At 69.6% G+C, this 18,448-nt stretch carries 15 protein-coding genes; 3 read left to right on the top strand and 12 right to left on the bottom strand.

The features are described from left to right. Positions 1–17: 17 nt before the first annotated feature. From rseP to WG921_RS10380, 9 genes are all read right to left on the bottom strand, one after another. Complete coding sequence (gene rseP, locus WG921_RS10420; protein ID WP_340109167.1) at positions 18–1,355, bottom strand: RIP metalloprotease RseP; 1,338 nt, start codon at positions 1,353–1,355, stop codon at positions 18–20. Positions 1,356–1,389: 34 nt separating this feature from the next. Then, positions 1,390–2,556, bottom strand: a complete 1,167-nt coding sequence (gene dxr, locus WG921_RS10415; protein WP_340109166.1) for a 1-deoxy-D-xylulose-5-phosphate reductoisomerase — start codon at positions 2,554–2,556, stop codon at positions 1,390–1,392. Next, positions 2,556–3,383 (bottom strand): phosphatidate cytidylyltransferase, encoded by an 828-nt coding sequence (locus WG921_RS10410; RefSeq protein WP_340109165.1) that lies wholly within the window; start codon positions 3,381–3,383, stop codon positions 2,556–2,558. The genes dxr and WG921_RS10410 overlap by 1 nt, the downstream gene beginning before the upstream one ends. An 8-nt stretch (positions 3,384–3,391) precedes the next feature. Beyond that, a complete protein-coding gene (uppS, locus tag WG921_RS10405) occupies positions 3,392–4,138 on the bottom strand; it encodes a polyprenyl diphosphate synthase (protein WP_340109164.1) in 747 nt (248 codons plus the stop codon). A gap of 42 nt (positions 4,139–4,180) precedes the next feature. Next, positions 4,181–4,747: a ribosome recycling factor gene (gene frr / locus WG921_RS10400; RefSeq protein ID WP_340109163.1), complete on the bottom strand. Its 567-nt coding sequence runs from the start codon at positions 4,745–4,747 to the stop codon at positions 4,181–4,183. A 60-nt stretch (positions 4,748–4,807) separates the two neighbouring features. Beyond that, positions 4,808–5,548 carry a UMP kinase gene (pyrH, locus tag WG921_RS10395; RefSeq protein ID WP_340109162.1) on the bottom strand — a complete coding sequence of 247 codons (741 nt, stop codon included), beginning with the start codon at positions 5,546–5,548 and terminating at the stop codon, positions 4,808–4,810. Positions 5,549–5,674: 126 nt separating this feature from the next. Further along, positions 5,675–6,565 (bottom strand): translation elongation factor Ts, encoded by an 891-nt coding sequence (tsf, locus tag WG921_RS10390; protein ID WP_340109161.1) that lies wholly within the window; start codon positions 6,563–6,565, stop codon positions 5,675–5,677. 118 nt (positions 6,566–6,683) lie between these two features. Continuing rightward, complete coding sequence (rpsB, locus tag WG921_RS10385) at positions 6,684–7,571, bottom strand: 30S ribosomal protein S2 (RefSeq protein ID WP_340109160.1); 888 nt, start codon at positions 7,569–7,571, stop codon at positions 6,684–6,686. Positions 7,572–7,835: 264 nt separating this feature from the next. Continuing rightward, positions 7,836–8,420, bottom strand: coding sequence for a hypothetical protein (locus WG921_RS10380; protein ID WP_340109159.1), 585 nt, complete (start codon positions 8,418–8,420; stop codon positions 7,836–7,838). 532 nt (positions 8,421–8,952) lie between these two features. On the opposite strand from WG921_RS10380, the gene WG921_RS10375 reads away from it, so the two are divergent. Both WG921_RS10375 and mprF read left to right on the top strand, forming a co-directional pair. Next, on the top strand, positions 8,953–10,467 hold the full coding sequence (locus tag WG921_RS10375) for a YifB family Mg chelatase-like AAA ATPase (RefSeq protein ID WP_340109158.1): 1,515 nt from the start codon (positions 8,953–8,955) through the stop codon (positions 10,465–10,467). 299 nt (positions 10,468–10,766) lie between these two features. Then, positions 10,767–13,358, top strand: coding sequence for a bifunctional lysylphosphatidylglycerol flippase/synthetase MprF (mprF, locus tag WG921_RS10370; protein WP_340109157.1), 2,592 nt, complete (start codon positions 10,767–10,769; stop codon positions 13,356–13,358). A gap of 115 nt (positions 13,359–13,473) precedes the next feature. Here the strand turns inward: mprF and WG921_RS10365 are convergent, their stop codons facing one another. After that, positions 13,474–14,520 carry a peptidoglycan-binding domain-containing protein gene (locus tag WG921_RS10365; RefSeq protein ID WP_340109156.1) on the bottom strand — a complete coding sequence of 349 codons (1,047 nt, stop codon included), beginning with the start codon at positions 14,518–14,520 and terminating at the stop codon, positions 13,474–13,476. Positions 14,521–14,636: 116 nt separating this feature from the next. Continuing rightward, positions 14,637–16,028: a pyridoxal phosphate-dependent decarboxylase family protein gene (locus tag WG921_RS10360; RefSeq protein WP_340109155.1), complete on the bottom strand. Its 1,392-nt coding sequence runs from the start codon at positions 16,026–16,028 to the stop codon at positions 14,637–14,639. Positions 16,029–16,144: 116 nt separating this feature from the next. On the opposite strand from WG921_RS10360, the gene WG921_RS10355 reads away from it, so the two are divergent. Next, positions 16,145–17,509, top strand: coding sequence for a cytochrome P450 (locus tag WG921_RS10355; RefSeq protein ID WP_340109154.1), 1,365 nt, complete (start codon positions 16,145–16,147; stop codon positions 17,507–17,509). Positions 17,510–17,530: 21 nt separating this feature from the next. Here the strand turns inward: WG921_RS10355 and WG921_RS10350 are convergent, their stop codons facing one another. After that, the gene (locus WG921_RS10350) at positions 17,531–18,337 is read right to left on the bottom strand and encodes an isocitrate lyase/PEP mutase family protein (RefSeq protein ID WP_340109153.1); all 807 of its coding nucleotides are present in this window, start codon (positions 18,335–18,337) and stop codon (positions 17,531–17,533) included. Between the last annotated feature and the right edge of the window lie 111 nt (positions 18,338–18,448).

The following is an 18,448-nucleotide window of genomic DNA, read 5'->3' as shown; positions in this document are numbered from 1 at the left end:
CCGACCGATCCGTCGCTTCATCGCAACAGGTTCGTAAGGTCATTATATGTCGCGAACACCATTAGCAGCATTATCATGCCGAAGCCTACTCCATTTCCGATTTCCTGCCAGCGTGGGCGGAGCGGTTTTCCGCGCACCGCCTCCAGCAGATGGAACAGCAGATGGCCGCCATCCAGCACCGGAATCGGAAACAGGTTTATCAGCCCGATCGAGGTCGAGATCAACGCGATCATCAGCGCCAGGGACTCGAACCCCTGCTCCGCCGCCTGCCCCGAGATCTTGGCGATCTGGACCGGCCCGCCGAGCTGGCTCGAATCCGCCTCGCCGCTGATCATCTCGCCGAGATAATCGAAGGTGCCGGCGATGATCGCCCAGGTCCGCGCCGCGCCGTAATCGAGCGCGTCGATCGGATTCGCCGTCTCGAACATCGGCGCGATTCCGCCGAAGGAGGCGTTCCGGACCCCGATCATCGGCCGCTTCACCGGCGCGCCGTCCGGGCCCGGCGTCTCCACCATCTGCGGCGTCATCGACAGGATCAGCGCCTCGTCGCCGCGCTGAACGTCGAGGGAGAGCATCGCGCCGCCCGAGTCGGCGATCCGGGCGCGAAGCGCCTCGAAATTCGGCGTCGGCGCGCCGTTCACCGCGGTGATCACGTCGCCGGGCTTCAGCCCCGCATCCGCCGCCGCGCCGCCGGGGATCACCTCGTCGACCCGCGCCGGGCGGCGGTAGCGGATCTCCACCGTCGCCTCGCGGCCGTCCCGCAGGATCCGCGCGGTCGTCGGCTCGCCCTCCACCTGCGAGAGCGCGACCAGAAGATCGGTGAAGCTCGCCACCTGGTCCCCGCCGACCGCCAGCACCCGGTCTCCGGCCATCAGCCCGAGATCGGCGTTCGCGTCGGCCCGGACCGAGCCGATCACCGGCTCGTTGACCTCGCGCCCCGCCAGCATGGCGATGAAGGCGAACACCAGAATGGAGAGCAGGAAATTCGCCATCGGCCCGGCCAGAACCGTGAGCGCGCGCCGCCAGACCGCGGCGGTGTGGAACGCGCCCTTGCGCTCGTCCGCGCTCATCCGCGCCAGCGCCGCCGCGTCGGCGCCGGCGGAGGCCGCGTTCATGTCGCCGGCGAATTTCACATAGCCGCCGAGCGGCAGCGCCCCCACGCGCCAGCGCATGCCGCGCTTGTCGCGCCACGCGAACAGCTCGGGGCCGAACCCGATCGAGAAGACGTCGGCCCGGATGCCGACCCAGCGCCCGACGATGTAATGGCCGTATTCGTGCACGAACACGACCACGCCAAGCACGACGATGAAGGGGATCACCCACCCGATATAGGGTATCTCGGCGATATAGGACATCTTGCTCCCGCCAGATCTTGCGCGCGGCCGCGGGTCAGGCCGCGCTGCGCGTGATTTCCAATTCGGCCAGGCGCCGCGCCGCGCCGTCCATCTCGTAGACGTCTTCGAGGTCGCGCGCCGGCGCCGCCGTCAACGACGCCTCTAGCACGGTCTCGACGATCTCCGCCATGTCGAGGAAGCCGATTCTCCCGGCGATGAACGCTTCGAGCGCGGCCTCCTTCGCGCCGTTCAGCGCCGCGCCGGCCAGCTCGCTCTCCTCCATCGCCGCCCGCGCCAGGCGCAGCGCCGGAAACCGGGTCTCGTCGGGGGCGGAAAAATCCAGCCGCGACAGCGCGACGAGGTCCAGCGGCGCCACCGGCAGCGCGCCGCGCTCCGGCCAGGTCAGCGCATAGCCGATCGCGGTCCGCATGTCCGGCGCGCCGAGCTGCGCCAGCACCGAGCCGTCGGCGTAGGCCACGGCGGAATGCACCACCGATTGCGGATGGACCACCACGTCGAGGTTCTTCGCCGTCGCGCCGAACAGCCAGCGCGCCTCGATCATCTCCAGCGCCTTGTTGAACATCGACGCGGAATCGATGGAGATCTTCATCCCCATCGCCCAGTTCGGATGCGCCGCCGCCGCCGCCGGCGTCGCCGTGCGCATCCGCTCGCGCGGCCAGTCGCGGAACGGGCCGCCCGACGCGGTGAGGATGAACCGCGCCGGCGCCCGGCCCGCATGCGCGTCGAGGCACTGGAAGATCGCGGAATGCTCGCTGTCCACCGGGATCACCCGCGCGCCATGCGCCCGCGCCGTCGAGAGGAAGAGCCCGCCCGCCGAGACCAGACATTCCTTGTTGGCGAGCGCGATGGTCGCGCCGCTCCGGGCCGCCGCCAGCGTCGGCGCGAGCCCGGCCGCGCCGACGATCGCGGCCATCACCCAATCGGCGGGCCGCGCCGCCGCCTCGTCGAGCGCCGCCGCGCCCGCCGCCGCCGCCACCCCCGAGCCGTCGAGCCGGGCGCGAAGCTCGTCCAGCCGCGACTCGTCGGCGGTCACCGCGATCTCGGCCCCCACCTCGCGCGCCGCGGCGGCGAGGCCGGCGATGTTGCCGGCGCCGGTCAGCGCGACGACCTTGAACGCCTCGCGCCCGCCGAGCGCGCGCACGACGTCGAGCGTGTTGCATCCGATCGAGCCGGTCGCGCCAAGAATTGAGATCCGTCGCATCACCACGCCCAGATAGGCTGATCCGGCCGCAGAAGCGAGAGCAGTCCGACCGCCAGTGTCGCCGCCAGCAACCCGTCGAGCCGGTCCAGAAGCCCGCCATGCCCCGGCAGGATCCAGCCGCTGTCCTTCTTGCCGAAGCGCCGCTTGAACGCGCTCTCGCCGAGATCGCCCGCCTGGCTGACGATCGAGACGCCGATCGCCGCCAGCTCGGCGCCGCCGCTCGCGCCCCGCCCGGCCGCGAGGCCGACGAGAAGCGCCGCCAGCGCCGCCAACGTCGCGCCGCCGAGCGCCCCGGCCCAGGTCTTGTTCGGGCTGACCCGCGGCCAGAGCTTCGGCCCGCCGATCAGCCGGCCGATGAAATAGGCCCCGACATCCGTCGCCACGACCACGAGCACCAGCCAGACGATGACCTGGAGACCATGCTCCGGCGCCCCGAGGAGCCAGACGAAAAAGCTGAGCGCCGCGCCGAGATAGAGCGCGCCGCCGAGGCTCCACCATGGCGGCCTGCCGCGATAGAGATCGGCCGCCACCCCCAGCGCCGCCATCACGACGAGAAAGGCGATCGCTTCGATGATCCGCGCGTTGAAGGCGACGAACGCCGCCCCCGCCACGGCGAGCGCCTGAAACCCGGCCAGCACCCTGTCGCCGTCGCGCGCCGCGATCCGCCGCCACTCCCAGGCCATCATGCCCCCCGCGAGCATGACGAAGCCGAGCCCCCAGCCGCCGCCGGCCCAGATCGCGCCGATGCCGATGGCGGCGAAGATCACCGCGACCACCGCGCGGATCGCCAGATCGCCGAACTGGCTGGAAATCTTGTGCCGCGCCACCGTCCGGCCTAAAGCGCCACGGCGCCGAAACGCCGCTCGCGCGCGCTGTAGGCGTCGAGCGCCCGCGCCAGCGCGGCGCCGTCGAAATCGGGCCACAGCTCGTCGACGAACATGAACTCGGCGTAAGCGCATTGCCACAGCAGGAAATTCGAGAGCCTCTGCTCGCCCGAGGTGCGGATCAGCAGGTCCGGGTCCGGCAGGCCCGGCGCGCCGAGCGCGGAGGCCAGCATCGTCTCGTCCACCGCCTCGGCGTCGATCTCCCCGGCGGCGGCGCGGATCGCCAGCCGGCGCGCGGCGGCGGCGATTTCGGCCCGCCCGCCGTAATTGATCGCGATCACCAGCGTCAGCCTGTCGTTCGCCGCCGTCCGCTCCTCGATCCCGGCCATCATCTGGCGGATATCCGGCGCCAGCCCCTCGCGGTCGCCGAGAAACAGCACCCGCGCGCCCCGCCGCGACAATTCCGCCGCCTCCCGCCGCATATAGCGGCGAAACAGGTTCATCAGCCCCGCGACCTCCTCGTCCGAGCGTTTCCAGTTCTCGGTCGAGAAGGCGAAGAGCGTGAGGATCTCCACGCCGAGATCCGGGCACGCCTCCACCACCGAGCGCACCGCGTCGGCGCCCTTGCGGTGCCCGGCCAGCCGCGGCAGGCCGCGCGTCGTCGCCCAGCGCCCGTTGCCATCCATGATGATCGCAACGTGGCGCGCGCGGCGCGCCGGCGTGTCAGGCGTGTCGTCTCGAAATTCCGCGCGCCCCATCCCGCAGCCGATCCTTGTTTCCCTCGCCCGACGCCGCCCGCGTCACACCCGCATGATCTCGTCCTGCTTCGCCTGAAGCGCCTCGTCGATCTTGCTGATCCCCGCGTCCGTCAACGCCTGAACCTCGTCCGACCAGAGCTTCTGGTCGTCCTCGCTCATGCCCGCCGCCTTGGCCTTCTTCACCTGGTCCATGCCGTCGCGGCGCACATTGCGCACCGCGATCCGCGCATTCTCGGCGTATTGGCCGGCAAGTTTGGCGAGTTCGCGGCGCCTTTCCTCATTCAGTTCGGGGATCGGCAACCGCAGGATGCTGCCGTCGACGACCGGATTGATGCCGATCCCGGAGGAGCGGATCGCCTTTTCGACTTTCGCCACCAGGCTCTTGTCCCATACGTTCAGCGTCAGCATCCGCGGCTCCGGCACGTTCACCGTCGCCACCTGGTTGATCGGCGTCATCGTTCCATACGCGTCGACATGGATCGGCTCGATCATCGACGTGGACGCCCGCCCGGTTCTCAACGACTGGAACTCGGTTCTGAGATTCGTCAGCGCGCCGTCCATGCGCTTCTCGAGACCATCGAGATCAATCTCGATTTCGTCTTCCGCCATAACGTCCGTCGCTCCCACTCTCACGCCGCGCAAGCCCGTCGTCCACCCGTCGGACGCGCGTCAGGATTGCTCAACAATGGTGAATTTTCCCTTCCCGCTCAAGACCGCGGCGAGCCCGCCCTCATGTTGCAGGGAGAAAACGATGATCGGCAGCGCGTTGTCGCGCGCAAGCGCGATGGCCGAGGCGTCCATGACCTTCAGGTTTTTTCGGAGCACTTCGTCATAGCTGATGCGGCTGTAATGCTTCGCGTCAGGGTTGATCTTCGGGTCGCTGTCATAGATCCCGTCGACCTGCGTGCCCTTGTAGATCGCGCCGCAATTCATCTCCATCGCCCTCAGCGTCGCCGCCGTGTCGGTGGTGAAATAGGGATTGCCGGTGCCCGCCGCGAAGATGCAGATCCGCTTCTTCTCCAGATGCCGGACCGCGCGGCGCCGGATATAGGGCTCGCAGATCTGGTCCATCGGGATCGCCGAGATCACCCGCGTGTGCACGCCGAGCGTCTCCAGCGCCGATTGCATGCCGAGCGCGTTCATGATCGTCGCCAGCATGCCCATGTAGTCCGCCGACGCGCGCTCCATCCCCTGCGCCGCCCCGGAGAGCCCGCGAAAGATGTTGCCGCCGCCGATCACCATGCAGATCTCGACGCCAAGCTCGTGAACCCGGATGATCTCCTCGGCCAGGCGGGCCACCGTCGGCGGATGCAGCCCGAAGCCTTGATCGCCCATCAGCGCTTCGCCGGAAATCTTCAGCAGGATCCGCGGATAGATAGGCCTCGGCGCGTCATCGACTTCGACAGGCATGTCCGATTCCTTCATCCATGTCCGCGCGCAACCTGTCGGAAAAGCCGCGAAATCGCAAGACATCGCCACAGCTGTAAACGCGCGAGGCCGCCCGGCCCCGCGCATAGGCGTCAATCTCGGGCCGGTTCAGCCGCCCATGGTCTTGGCGACTTCGGCCGCGAAGTCCTCTTCGACCCGCTCGACCCCCTCGCCGACCTGCATGCGGACGAATCCGGTGATCGTGTAGGGCCCGGCCTCGGCCACCGCCTTCCCCACCGTCAGGTCGGGATTGATGACGAACGCCTGCTTCAGGAGGCAGACCTCCTGGAGAAACTTGTTCATCCGCCCGGTGATCATCTTCTCGATCACCGCTTCGGGCTTGCCGCTCTCGCGGGCCTGCTCGGTCAGAACATGCTTCTCGCGCTCGATCAGCGCCGGGTCCAGATCGCTCTCGTCGAGCGAGGCCGGGCTGGTCGCCGCGACATGCATCGCCACCTGCCGGCCGATCGCTTCCGCGCCCGCCGCGTCGCCGCCGTCGACGCCGACCAGAACGCCGATCTTGCCCATGCCGTCCGTCGCCGCGTTATGCACATAGGTCGCGACATGGTCCGCCTCGATCCGGGCCATGCGCCGGAGCGACAGGTTCTCGCCGATGGTGGCGATCTTCGCCGTCACCGTGTCGGCGACGGTGCGCCCGTCGAGCGGCGCGGCCAGAAGCCCGTCGAAGTCCTTCACGTCCAGCGCCGTCTCCGCGATCGCGGCCACCATCGCCTGGAACTCGGCGTTCCGCGCGACGAAATCGGTCTCGGAGTTGATCTCCACCGCGACGCCGACGCCCCCTTTCGACGCCACGCCGACGAGGCCCTCGGCCGCCGTGCGCCCGGATTTCTTCGCCGCCTGCGAAAGCCCCTTGGCGCGCAGCCAGTCGACCGCCGCCTCGACGTCGCCGCCGGTTTCGGTCAGCGCCTTCTTCGCGTCCATCATGCCCGCGCCGGTCATGTCGCGCAGGTCTTTCACGTCCTTGGCCGTGATCGCCATCGTTGTCGCTCCTCAGTGTCGCCGGCGCGCCGGCCGGAGGCCGGGGCGCGCGGCGATGGAAAGAACGCCGGGCGGCGAGGTCGCGGCGCCCGGCGGGATGAAGACTGCGCGGCGCGCGTCAGTTGGACGCCGGCGTCTCTTCCGTGGGGGCCGCAGGGGTCTCCGCGGCGGCCGCCTCGGGAGCGGGCGCGGCTTCGGCCGGCGCCGCCTCCGCAGCCGGCTCGGCGGCCGGAGCCGCCTCTTCGACCGGCGCCGCCACCGCCTCTTCGACCAGCGGCTCCTCGGCCTCGCCGATGTCGAACCCGGCCGCGCCCATCTGCACCGCCATGCCGTCAAGCGCGGCGTCCGAGGCGAGGTCGCAATAGAGCTTGATCGCCCGCGCCGCGTCGTCGTTGCCCGGGATCGGATAGGTGACGCCCGACGGGTCGGAATTGGAGTCGAGCACCGCGATGACCGGAATGCCGAGCTTGTTCGCCTCGGCGACGGCCAGCGCCTCCTTGTTGGTGTCGATCACGAAAACCATGTCCGGCACGCCGCCCATCTCGCGGATGCCGCCGAGGGACGCGGTCAGCTTCGCCCGCTCGCGGTCGAGGTTGAGCCGCTCCTTCTTGGTCAGCGCGTCGGCGCCGCCGCCTTCCAGCAGCTCGTCCAGCTTCCGCATCCGGGAGATCGAGTTCGAGATCGTCTTCCAGTTGGTCAGCGTGCCGCCGAGCCAGCGGTGGTTCATGTAATACTGCGCGCAGCGCTCCGCCGCCTCGGCGACGCCCTTGGCCGCCTGGCGCTTGGTGCCGACGAACAGGATCCGCCCGCCCCGCGATACGGTGTCGCGCATCGCCTGCAGCGCCGCGTCCAGCAGCGGGACGGTCTGCGTCAGGTCGAGAATGTGAATGCCGTTCCTGTCGCCATAGATGTACTGCCCCATCTTGGGGTTCCATCTGTGCGTCTGGTGGCCGAAATGGACGCCCGCTTCGAGAAGCTGGCGCAGGGAAAACTCAGGCAGTGCCATGTTCCGGTGGTCCTCTTTCCGGTTTCGCCGCTGCGGGGTCAGGGCGTGCGCCCAACCGGCGGACCGCGCGGGATGTCTCCCCGTCCGGCCCAATCCCCGCATGTGGATTTCGTGCGCGGGCAATACCCTCCCCCGGCGCAGGATGCAAGCGCCTCTGCGGCCGGGCGGCGGCGTCCCGGCGCGGGCTGCGCCGGCGCCGGCCTCCCGCCGCAACGAAAACGGCGCCCGCAAGGGCGCCGTCGGCGTCTTCGGATCGGTTTCGGGTTACGCGGCGCGCGCCCCCCGGCGGCGGCCTCCGATGAAGCCGAGCCCGGCGATCGCCGCGAGGAACAGCGGCAGCGCCGCCGGCAGCGGGACCGCCGCGACGGGCGTCGCGACCACATCGTCTATCCGGATATTTCCGCCGTTGACGGACGAGAACGCGATCGCCCTGACATTGTCGAAAAACCCGGTGTAGACATTGCGGAAATCGATGACGTGATAGCCGTTGTTATGGCCCCAGTCCGACACCGCGAACGACAGCGACATCGCGTTGTCGCCGGTTACGGTCAGCGTGTTCGAGCCGCCGTTCCCGGCCCCCAGCAGCGAGAAGCCGAGCGAGTCGAGGCTGAACGCATCGCCGCCCCGGCTCATCGTCGTCGTCTCGTTGTCATTGAGCGCGAGGCAGGCGCCGTCGGCGCAATTGCCCTTCACCATCCGGTAGGGCGAGAACGTGAAACCGTCCTCGGAATAGATCGCGCCGGACACTTTCTTGTCGCCGAACGTGACGGCGCTCGCGGCGCCGGCGGTCATCGTCAAGGCGATGGCGGCCGCGGCGGCCATCGCGCCGATCCTGGTCAGGTTTCGCATCGAACTGAATTCCCCAATTTATTATCTTGTCAACCAAACGTGGGCGTCATGGCTGATTGGCGCCATGGCCCGCCCGCGACCCACAAAGCACGTCCAAACTCATTCACGTCACATTTAAATTCATATTACGGCATTTGGTGCGCCATCACGCTTGAATCAATGGGAATTGACTGAATAATTCATCTTTTTAGTGGGCGTGACGTCGGGTCATTTCTGAAGCCCGCCGCATAAATTCAATATTTTGGCGCACTTAGGCGACGGCGCTCCTTCGGGAGATCACTTTCCCCGCATGGTTGCAGAAGGCTGTGGAGATCGCCGGCCTTGTCCGCTCATTCGACGCCCGAGGCCGGCGGCGGGCGGGCTTCATGAGCCCCCCGAACCCGCGCGCCGGGCGGCCTCCGTGCGATACGTTTTTCATTTATTGTTATTTTTCAATATATTAACCCCCTTATCGCGTGCGATAACGCACCGCTTAGCCCGCCTTTAACCCCCGCTCCGCCCTAGTGGCGGGCGAAACGGCGAAGGGATGCGGATGGCGACGCTGGCGTATACGGTCGCCTTCCACGGCATGGAGGCGCGGGAGGTCGAGGTGCAATGCCACCTCGCCGCGGGCCTGCCCGCCTTCACCCTCGTCGGCCTCCCCGACAAGGCCGTCGCCGAGTCGAAGGAGCGGGTTCGCGCGGCGCTGAACGCCATCGGCCTCGCCCTGCCGCCGCGCCGGATCACCATCAATCTCGCCCCCGCCGACCTGCCGAAGGAGGGCGCGCATTTCGATCTCCCCATCGCCCTCGCCCTCCTCGCCGCGCTGGAGGCCGCGCCCGCCGACGAGGTCGCGCGCTGCACCGCCATGGGGGAGCTCTCCCTCGACGGCCGGATCGGGCGCGTCGCGGGCGCGCTGCCGGCGGCGCTGGCGGCGGCCGAGGCGGACCGGGATTTCATCTGCCCCGCCGCCTGCGGCCCGGAAGCCGCCATCGTCGGCGCCGCGCGCGTCCTCGCGCCGGAGACGCTGGTTCAGCTGATCAACCATTTCTCCGGGCGCCAGCCCCTCCCCGCGCCCGAGCCGGCGGCGCCGGCCAACGACCGCGCGTTGAAGGACCTCGCCGACGTCCGCGGCCAGGAAACGGCGCGCCGCGCGCTGGAGGTCGCCGCGGCCGGCGGCCACAACATGCTGATGATCGGCCCGCCCGGCGCCGGGAAGTCCATGCTGGCGGAGCGGCTGCCCGGGATCCTGCCGCCGATGGAGCCGGCCGAGGCGCTGGAGGTCTCGATGATCCACTCCGTCGCCGGCCTTTTCACCGACGGCCGCCTGCTCCGGCGCCGGCCCTTTCTCGACCCGCATTACGGCGCCTCGATGGCGGCGATGGTCGGCGGCGGCCGGCGCGCGGCGCCCGGACAGATCAGCCTCGCCCATAACGGGGTGCTGTTTCTGGACGAGCTGCCCGAATTCGGCCGCCCCGTGCTCGAAAGCCTCCGCCAGCCGCTGGAGACGGGAGAGACCTTCATCGCCCGGGCCAACGCGCATGTCCGCTACCCCGCGCGGTTTCAGCTCATCGCGGCGATGAACCCCTGCCGGTGCGGGCAGATGGCGGATCCGGCGTTGGCCTGCTCGCGCGCGCCGACCTGCGGGCTCGACTATCAGGCGCGGATCTCCGGGCCGCTGCTGGATCGGATGGATGTGCAGATCGAGCTGCCCGCGGTCACGCCGCGCGACCTCTCGAACGCGCCGAAGGGGGAGCCGTCCGTCTCGGTCGCCGCCCGCGTCGCGGCGGCGCGGGCGCGGCAGAGAGCGCGGTTCGAGGAGCGGGGGCTGACGCTCCGGACCAACGCCGAGCTTTCCGGGGACGCGCTGGAGGAGATCGCCGCGCCGGATCGGGAGGGCCGCGCCCTGCTCGACCGGGCCGCGGAGAAGCTCCGCCTCACCGGGCGGGGATATCACCGGGTGATGCGGCTCGCGCGGACCATCGCCGATCTCGACGGGCGGGAGACGGTGGGGCGCCGGCATATCGCCGAGGCGGCCGGCTACAGGCGGGCGCCGCTCAAGCGGTGACCGGGGCGGAAAAGCGCGTTATCGCACGCGATAACGCCGCAACATATTGTAATTGCAAGATTTTTAAAAATGCGTGATTCACGCGGCGCCGCGATAGCGCAATCCTGGGGCGCGCGATCGCCATGGACTCGCCGCGCCCGGGCCAATAAATGGCGCAGGTCGAGCGCGGTTGGCCTAGACTTCCCCCATACGGCCCCGACCGGGGAGGCCATCGGCGCCCAGACGGACGGTCGGGAAGGTGAAGACGCGCGGAAACTGTGGCCCGGAGCATCGAGAATCCCTGACATGAGACGTTCCCGATGAGCGACGCGCCCATGGATCCGGAGGCGCCTTTCTGGAGCCGGCTCCGGCCGGCGGCGCCCTATATCGTCACGGCCGCGCTCTTCGTTCTCGGGGCTTTCGCGCTTTATCACCTGCTGAGGCCCGTCGATCTGGATCAGGTCATGGCGCAGGTGCGCGGGACGCCGCGGCGGATCATCGCCCTGAGCCTGCTGGCGACCTTCACGGGATATGCGGCCCTGATCGGATATGATTGGTCGGCGCTCAGATATCTGGGCAAGACCCTGCCCTTGCCGACGATCATGACCGGCGGGTTTCTCGGATACGCCCTCGGCAACACGATCGGGGCCGGCCCCCTCACCGGGGGCGCGGTGCGCTATCGCATCTATTCCGCTCTGGGGCTGACCGGATACGATATCGCGGCGATTGCGATTTTCGGCTCCGTCGCGTTTGGCCTCGGCGCCGCGGTCATCGGCTTCGGCGCGCTCGCCTATCATCCCGAGGCCCTGAAATCGCTCACCTCCCTCAGCCCGCCGATGGTGCGGGGGATCGCGATCGGCGCCCTGCTGGCCTCGCTCGGACTGGTCGGCGCCCTCGCGCTGCGGCGATCCGAGATCCGGATTCGCGGCCACCGCTTCAAGACGCCGTCCTCCGGCCTCATCCTCGGCCAGTTCATCTTCACCGCCATCGAGATCGTGATGGCCGCGACCGTTCTCTATCTTCTGCTGCCGGCGAGCGCCCTTGGCTTCGCGACGTTCCTGGCCGTGTTCGCGGCGGCGATCCTCGCCGGCGTGGCGAGCCATGTGCCGGGCGGGGTCGGCGTGTTCGAGACCATCATCATCGCCGCGCTCCCGGCGTCGGTTCCGGTGGAGCAGGCCGCGGCCGGGCTGCTGCTCTATCGGCTGATCTATTATCTCGCGCCCTTCTCTCTGGCGCTGGTTCTTCTGGCGCTCAGCGAGCTGCGCATGGCGAGCGGCAGAATCCACTCGTCCCGGCTTCAGGCGCTCGCGCCGGTGTTCGGCGCCGTCAGCGCGATCGCGCCGCTGGCGATGTCGGCCATGGTGTTCGGGTCCGGCGTCGTCATGCTTCTGTCGTCGCTGATCCCGCCGACGAGCGAGTTCGCCGACGATCTGGAGCTCCTGCTTCCGCTCGGCTTCGTCGAAGGCGGCGCGCTGTTGTCGAGCGCGATCGGGGTCGCTCTGCTGGTCATCGCGCATGGGATGCTGCGGCGGGCCGAAGGCGCGTACTGGCTGGCGATGCTCGCGCTCGCGTCGGGAATCGCGGCTTCGCTGATGCAGGGGCTGGACTATGACCGGGCCGCGGCGCTCTTCGTCATGCTGCTGGTGCTGACGCCCTGCCGGCGGGAGTTCTTCCGCAGCACGCGGCTCACCCGCAATCCGCTGTCGTTCAGGTGGCTGCTGCTGGTGTCGGCGGTGGCGGTCACGGCGCTCGCGGTGTTTTTCTTCGCGCACAAGGCGACCCCGTTCAGCAACGATCTCTGGTGGCGGTTCGCGGCGAACGAGGCGGCGCCCCGCGCCCTGCGGGCCGGGCTTCTCGGCTCCATCGTCATCGCCACCCTGACCCTGGTGATGGCGATGCGCCCGCCCCGGATCAGGGCGAGCCTCCCCTCCCGGGGCGACGTGAAACGGGCGGGGCGCATCGCCGCCGCGCAGGCCAGCCCCGACGCGAATTTCGTCCTCACCGGCGACAAGTCGATCCTGTTCTCCGACAATGGGCGCGCGTTCCTGATGTACCGGGCGCAGGGGCGCTCATGGATCGCGCTCGGCGATCCGGTGGGCGATCCGGACGAGGCGGCGCACCTGGCGTGGAAGTTCCATGACGCGGCGAACGCCGCCGGCGCGCGCGCCATCTTCTATGAGGCGACGGCGACCTATCTGTCGCTCTGGGCGGAGATGGGCTTCGCCATTCACAAGATGGGCGAAGAAGCGGTCGTCCATCTCGGCGCGTTCTCCCTCGAAGGCGGCGAGCGCAAGAAGCTGCGCGCCGCCTACAGCCGGGCGGGCCGGGACGGGCTGAGCTTCGAGATTCTTCCGGCCCCGGTCGACGATGCGACGCTCGCGGCGATGCGGGCGATCTCGGACCAGTGGCTGGCGGGCAAGAAGCGCAAGGAGAAGCAGTTTTCGGTCGGCCGCTTCGACGAGGCCTATCTGCGCGAATTCCCGATCGCGATCGTCCGGCACGACGGGCGCATGGTCGCGTTCGCGAACATTCTGACGACGGAGCTGAAGGAGATGGCGTCGATCGATCTGATGCGCCATGTCGACGACGCGCCGTCCGGGTTGATGGAATATCTGTTCATCGCCCTGATGCTGCGCCTCAAGGCCGACGGATACGCGGCGCTCAGTCTCGGCATGGCCCCGCTCGCCGGGCTGGAGACGCGCAGGGGCAGCCGCTGGACCATGAAGCTCGGCGCGCTGGTCTATCGCCATGGCGGACATTTCTACAACTTCGAAGGGCTCCGCGCCTTCAAGAGCAAGTTCAACCCGGAATGGCGCGCGCGGTTCCTGGTCGCGCCGCCCCGCGCGAACATCCTGGTGATCGCCGCCGACGCCGCCGCGCTCGTCTCGGGCGGCGCCCGGCGGCGCATCTGATCCGCGTCACGCAGGCGCCCGCGGCTGACCCGCCGCCCATCCTCGGGAGAAGTGAAACGCACCCCCGCCCTTCGCTTCCGCGCCGCCCGTCGCGGCGCGGAAGCCGGTTCACGCGTCAATCATCCAGCAGCAGCGCCCCGCCGACCGCGAGCGCGCCCGCCGCCACCGCAGCGGCGACATTCGGGTTGATCTGGCCGTTCGAGAACATCGGACTCGTCGACGAGGCCCTGGGAATGTTGGTCTCCTCAACCAGACGCCGGACCATGTCCTGGTCGAGAAAGCGCCCGGGCGTCAGGCCGCGCGCGCTCCGATAGGCGGAGATCGCCGTTCGCGTCTCCTCGGCGAATTCACCGTCCGCCGGCCCGGGATTGAAACCGGCCCGGGCGAGCCGCGTCTCCACTTCGGCGCGCTGGCGCGAATCGTAGCCGAGCGCATTCTCCGCGTTGCGATGCGCCTCCCGCTGCTCCGCCTGGTACTGGCGCCGGGTCTCGCGCTGGGTGAGCGGCTCGGCCTTGTCGCCATAGGTGACGCCGTAGATCTCGGTCAGCGCCTCATCCGCGTGCAGGCCGTTCGGGTAGACATCGAGATAGGCCCGGTACCCCTCGTCGGAGTCGATGCGTTGCGCCTCGCGCCAGTCGCGAAGCTCCGCGAAACTCGCGCCCCGCTCCGAGCGCTCCACCGACGCCGCGGCGGCGTTGATCTCTCCGCCGGTCAGCGCGGCGTACTCATCCGCGGTGAGATACCCCGTGGCCTCGCCGCCGCTGGCGCGCTGATAGCTGCTGAGCGCGCTGCGGGTCCCGGCCCCGAAAACACCGTCGACGCCCCGCGTATCGTACCCCCGCGCCACCAGACCGGTCTGAATCCGGCGCTTGTCCGCGCTGGAAAGGCCGAGCGCGGCCTCGCGGGCGTAGGGCGTGGTCGGGGCGGGCGTCGGCGCGGCGCTCTGGTCGGTCCCGACGCCAAGCAGGCGGTTGCGGGCCAGCGGCGCGAAGTCGCCGTCCGGATACCGATCGAGATAGGCGCGGTAATCCGCCGTCTGCCCGGCCTGCTCCGCGGAGCGCCAGAACTGCATTTCGGACTCGCTCGCGGCGAAGGCGGGCTGCATGTAAAGCCCGCCGCCGATCGCCAGAATCGCCGCCAGCGCTGTCGTGGTCCGTCTCATCTCATCCTCCAGGTCAGGTGCGCCGGCCCGTCGTCGGGGGCGGCGCGGTCGGGGAGGAAACGCGCGCGCGCCGGCTCCGTTCCCGAATCCGCGCGGCGGCGGGCCGGCGCCTCGCGTCAGAGGCTGGCCTGGATCTCCGCGATCGCGTCGAGCGCGACGGTGAGATCGGCGTGGGTCATGTCGAACTGGCCCATCGTCATCCGGATCACGTAGCGCCCCTCGTGCATGGTCTGGGTGAGATAGGTTCGCCCGTCCTCGTTGATCGCCTCGAGGAGCGCGCGGGTCGCCGCGTCGCCCGCCGCGCTCGCGAAGGTGAAGAGCGCGAGGCGCCGGGCGGTGACGATCTCCAGCCCCGGGATCGCCGCGATCCGCCGCTCGGCCTCCGCGGTCCAGGCGACATGGTTGCGGATCCGCGCCCGCAGCCCCTCCAGCCCGTAGGCGCGGAGCAGGAACCAGAGTTTCAGCGCCCGGAACCGCCGGCCGAGCGGCGCGGTCCATTCCGAGTAATTGACGATCCCGTCCGCGCCCTCCGTCTCCAGATAGGAGGGGCGGAGGCCGAGCGTGCGGATCTGCTCGGCCGGGTCCTTCAGGAACTGGATCGAGCAATCGAAATTCGCGCCGAGCCATTTGTGCGGATTGAAGACGATGCTGTCGGCCCGCTCCACCCCGGCCCAGAGCGGGCGGAACTCGGGGCAGATCATCGCGGAGCCGGCCCAGGCCGCGTCGACATGGGTGTAGAGCCCCTCGGCCTCGGCCACGTCGATCACCGCCGCCACCGGGTCGATGGCGCCGATCGCCGTGCCGCCGACGCAGATCATCACCCCCGCCGGCTTCAGCCCCGCCGCCCGGTCGGCGCGGATCGCCTCCCTGAGCGCGTCCGGGCGCATGGCGAAATCGGCGTCGGTTCCGACCCGGACCAGATTGTCCGACCCGATTCCGGCGATCCGGCAGGCCTTCTCGATGCTGGAATGGGTCTGCTCCGAGGCGTAGATCCGCGCCGGAGCCTCGCCGGCCACGCCGGAGCTGACGCCCCGCCAGCCCATCGAGCGCTCCCGCATCGTCAGCGCGGCGCAGAGCGTGGCGGTTGAGGCGCTGTCCTGGATCAGCCCGCGATAGCCCTCGGGCAGCCCCAGCGCCTGGCGGAGCCAGTCCACCATCCGGGTCTCGATCTCGGTTCCGGCCGGGCTCGCCTGCCAGATCAGGCAATTGGCCGAGATGGCGTTGGCGAGCTGCTCGGCGAGGATCGACGCCGGGGCCGCGTTCGCCGGGAAATAGGCCATGAAGCGGGGATGCTGCCAATGGGTCACGCCATCCGGCACGATCCGCTCGAAATCGGCGAAGATCTCCGCCATCGGCTCCGCCGCCTCGGGGGGCGCGGCCGGGAGCTGCGCCGCCACGGCGCCGGGGGTCAGCGGCGCGCGCACCTTCCGATCCCGAATCGTCTTGTGATACGCCACGGTCCAGTCCACCGCGCGCTTTCCCCAGGCGCCGTACTCGTCGAAATCCATCGCCGATCCTCCTTGCGGGACCGATACTCCCGGTGGGCGACTCTGTCACGCCGCGCCGGTTTGACACCGCCGCCGCCGCCGCTAGGGTCGCGCCAGTTCTCGCTGACCGAGCCCCCATGACCAGATTAGCGCCCTATCGCCCGCCCGCGCCGAAGCCCAGATCTCTCGCCGGGGCGTTCGCCTCCGCGCTTTTCGGCGCGCGGGACGTACTCTCGCTCCTGCCCGCTTCGGCTTATGAAACCTTCATCGGCCGCGCCCCGTCCGGCAAGCGGCCGATCTTCATCGTCAACCATCCGCATCTGGTGCGGCGGGTGCTGGTGGAGAATGTCGCGAATTATCCGAAGAGCGACCTGATGGTCGGCGCGCTGTCGCCGCTGGTCGGCGACGGCATGTTCATCTCCGGCGGCGAGACCTGGGCGCGCCAGCGGGCGATGATCGACCCCGCTTTCGCGCATATGCGGATCAAGACCGCCTTCGCGCAGATGGCCGAAGCGGTCGGCGCGTTCGAATCGAGGCTCGACGCGGCGGCGGCCGAGCCCCGCGTCCTCGACGAGGAGATGACCCGGCTCACCGCCGACATCGTGTTCAGGACCATCTTCTCCGAGCCGATCGAGGGCGAGCACGCGAGCGTCGTCTTTCACGCCTTCGCCGAATTTCAGAACAACGTGCCCCAGATCGAGCGGGACGCGGTGCTGGAGACCGAGCCCTGGCAGAAGATCGAGACGCCGGCCCGCGTCCTCGAGATGTGCGCGGTGATCCGCGAGCGGCTCGGCATGATGATCGACCGGCGGCTGGAAAGCGGCGAGCGGCGCGCGGACATCGCCGGAGACGTGATCGCGGCGCGCGACCCCGACACCGGCGACGCCTTCACCCGCGAGGAGCTGATCGACCAGATCGCGGTGTTCTTCCTCGCCGGGCACGAGACCTCGGCGAGCGCGCTCACCTGGGCGCTTTTCGTGCTCTCGCAGACGCCGGAGGCGCTGACGCGGATCCGGGAGGAGGTCGCCGCCGTCGCCGGCGACGGGCCGATCCTGTTTCAGCATGTCCGCGCGCTCGGCTTCACGCGGAACGTGTTCCGGGAGGTGCTGCGGCTTTACCCGCCGGTCTCCTTCATCACCCGGATCGCGCTCGAGGACGATGAGATCGGCGGCCAGGCGATTCCGTCCGGCTCGCTGGTCGTGGTCTCGCCCTGGTTGATCCACCGGCACCGGAAGTTCTGGCGGCGCCCGGAGATTTTCGATCCCGACCGGTTTCTGCCGGGGCGCCAGACGAAGATATCGACCCTCGCCTATCTCCCGTTCGGGCTCGGGCCGCGGGTGTGCAGCGGCGCGAGCTTCGCGACCACGGAAAGCGTGCTGATCATGGCCTCGGTCGCCCGCCGCTACGAGATCGAGACGCTCAATCCGGGCCGCGTGGCCCCGGTCGGCAAACTGACCACGCGGCCGAAGGAGCCGATCCGGATGCGCTTCGCCCGGCGGTGAGCCGGCGCGCCCGTCAGCCTTTCAGCCCTTCAGCATCTCGTCGACGGCGGCGCGGCCGGCGCCGCCGATCAGGGGCTGGAGATCGCCGGCGAACATCGCCTCGCCCGCCTCGATCGTCATCCGCTGCGCGACCCGCGCCAATGTCGAGCCGATCGAGATCCGCGCGGCGCCGAGCGCGGCGATCCCGGCGACGCCGAGCGCGGCCATGTCCGGCGTCGTCAGCACGTTCACGCGCGCGCCGCTCGCGGTCAGCGTCTTCACCCCCTCGGCGGGGAGCGTCGGCGCGTAGACCACATCCGCGCCAAGCTCCGCGAAGGCGAGGCAGCGCCGGATCCCCTCCGCCGCGTCATAGCGCCCGGTCAGCACCCCGTCGGCCCGGACCGTGAGCACGAGGCCATGCCGTTTGGCCGCCGCGATCGCCGCTTTCGCGCGCGCCATCGCGACGTCGAACGGATAGGCGTCGCCGGAGGGCGCGATCGTGTCCTCGATCGAACAGCCGGCGAGCCCGGCCTCCGCCGCCATCTCCACCGTCTCGGCGACGAACTCCGGCGCGTCGCCATAGCCGTTCTCGAAATCGCCGCTGACCGGCAGCCCGGTCGCCTCCGAGATCGCCTTCGCGTGGGCGAGCGCCTCGTCGCGGCTCACATGGCCGAGATCGGGGCGCCCGAGCGTGAAGGCGTGGCCGGCGGACGTGGTTCCGAACGCCTTCGCGCCCTTGGCCTTCAGCACGAGCGCCGAGCCGATATCCCACGGGTTCGCCATCAGAAGCGGCGCCCCCGGCTTGTGCAGATCACGAAACCTCTCACGCTTCCGGCTCGCCTCGCTCATGGTCCTTTTCCTTTCGTTTCTTCCGCCGCCCGCCTCGCGGGGCGGCTCCACGCCCCGCGTCGCCGCGAAAATCGGCGCCCCATATGCGATTGAACCATGCTCCCGGCGGCG

The organism is Paludibacillus litoralis (genome assembly GCF_037646705.1).
In the GTDB taxonomy this organism is placed as follows: domain Bacteria; phylum Pseudomonadota; class Alphaproteobacteria; order Rhodobacterales; family Rhodobacteraceae; genus Pikeienuella; species Pikeienuella litoralis.
Note: the sequence above shows the minus strand (reverse complement) of the source record. Positions and strands in the feature narration are given on the sequence as shown.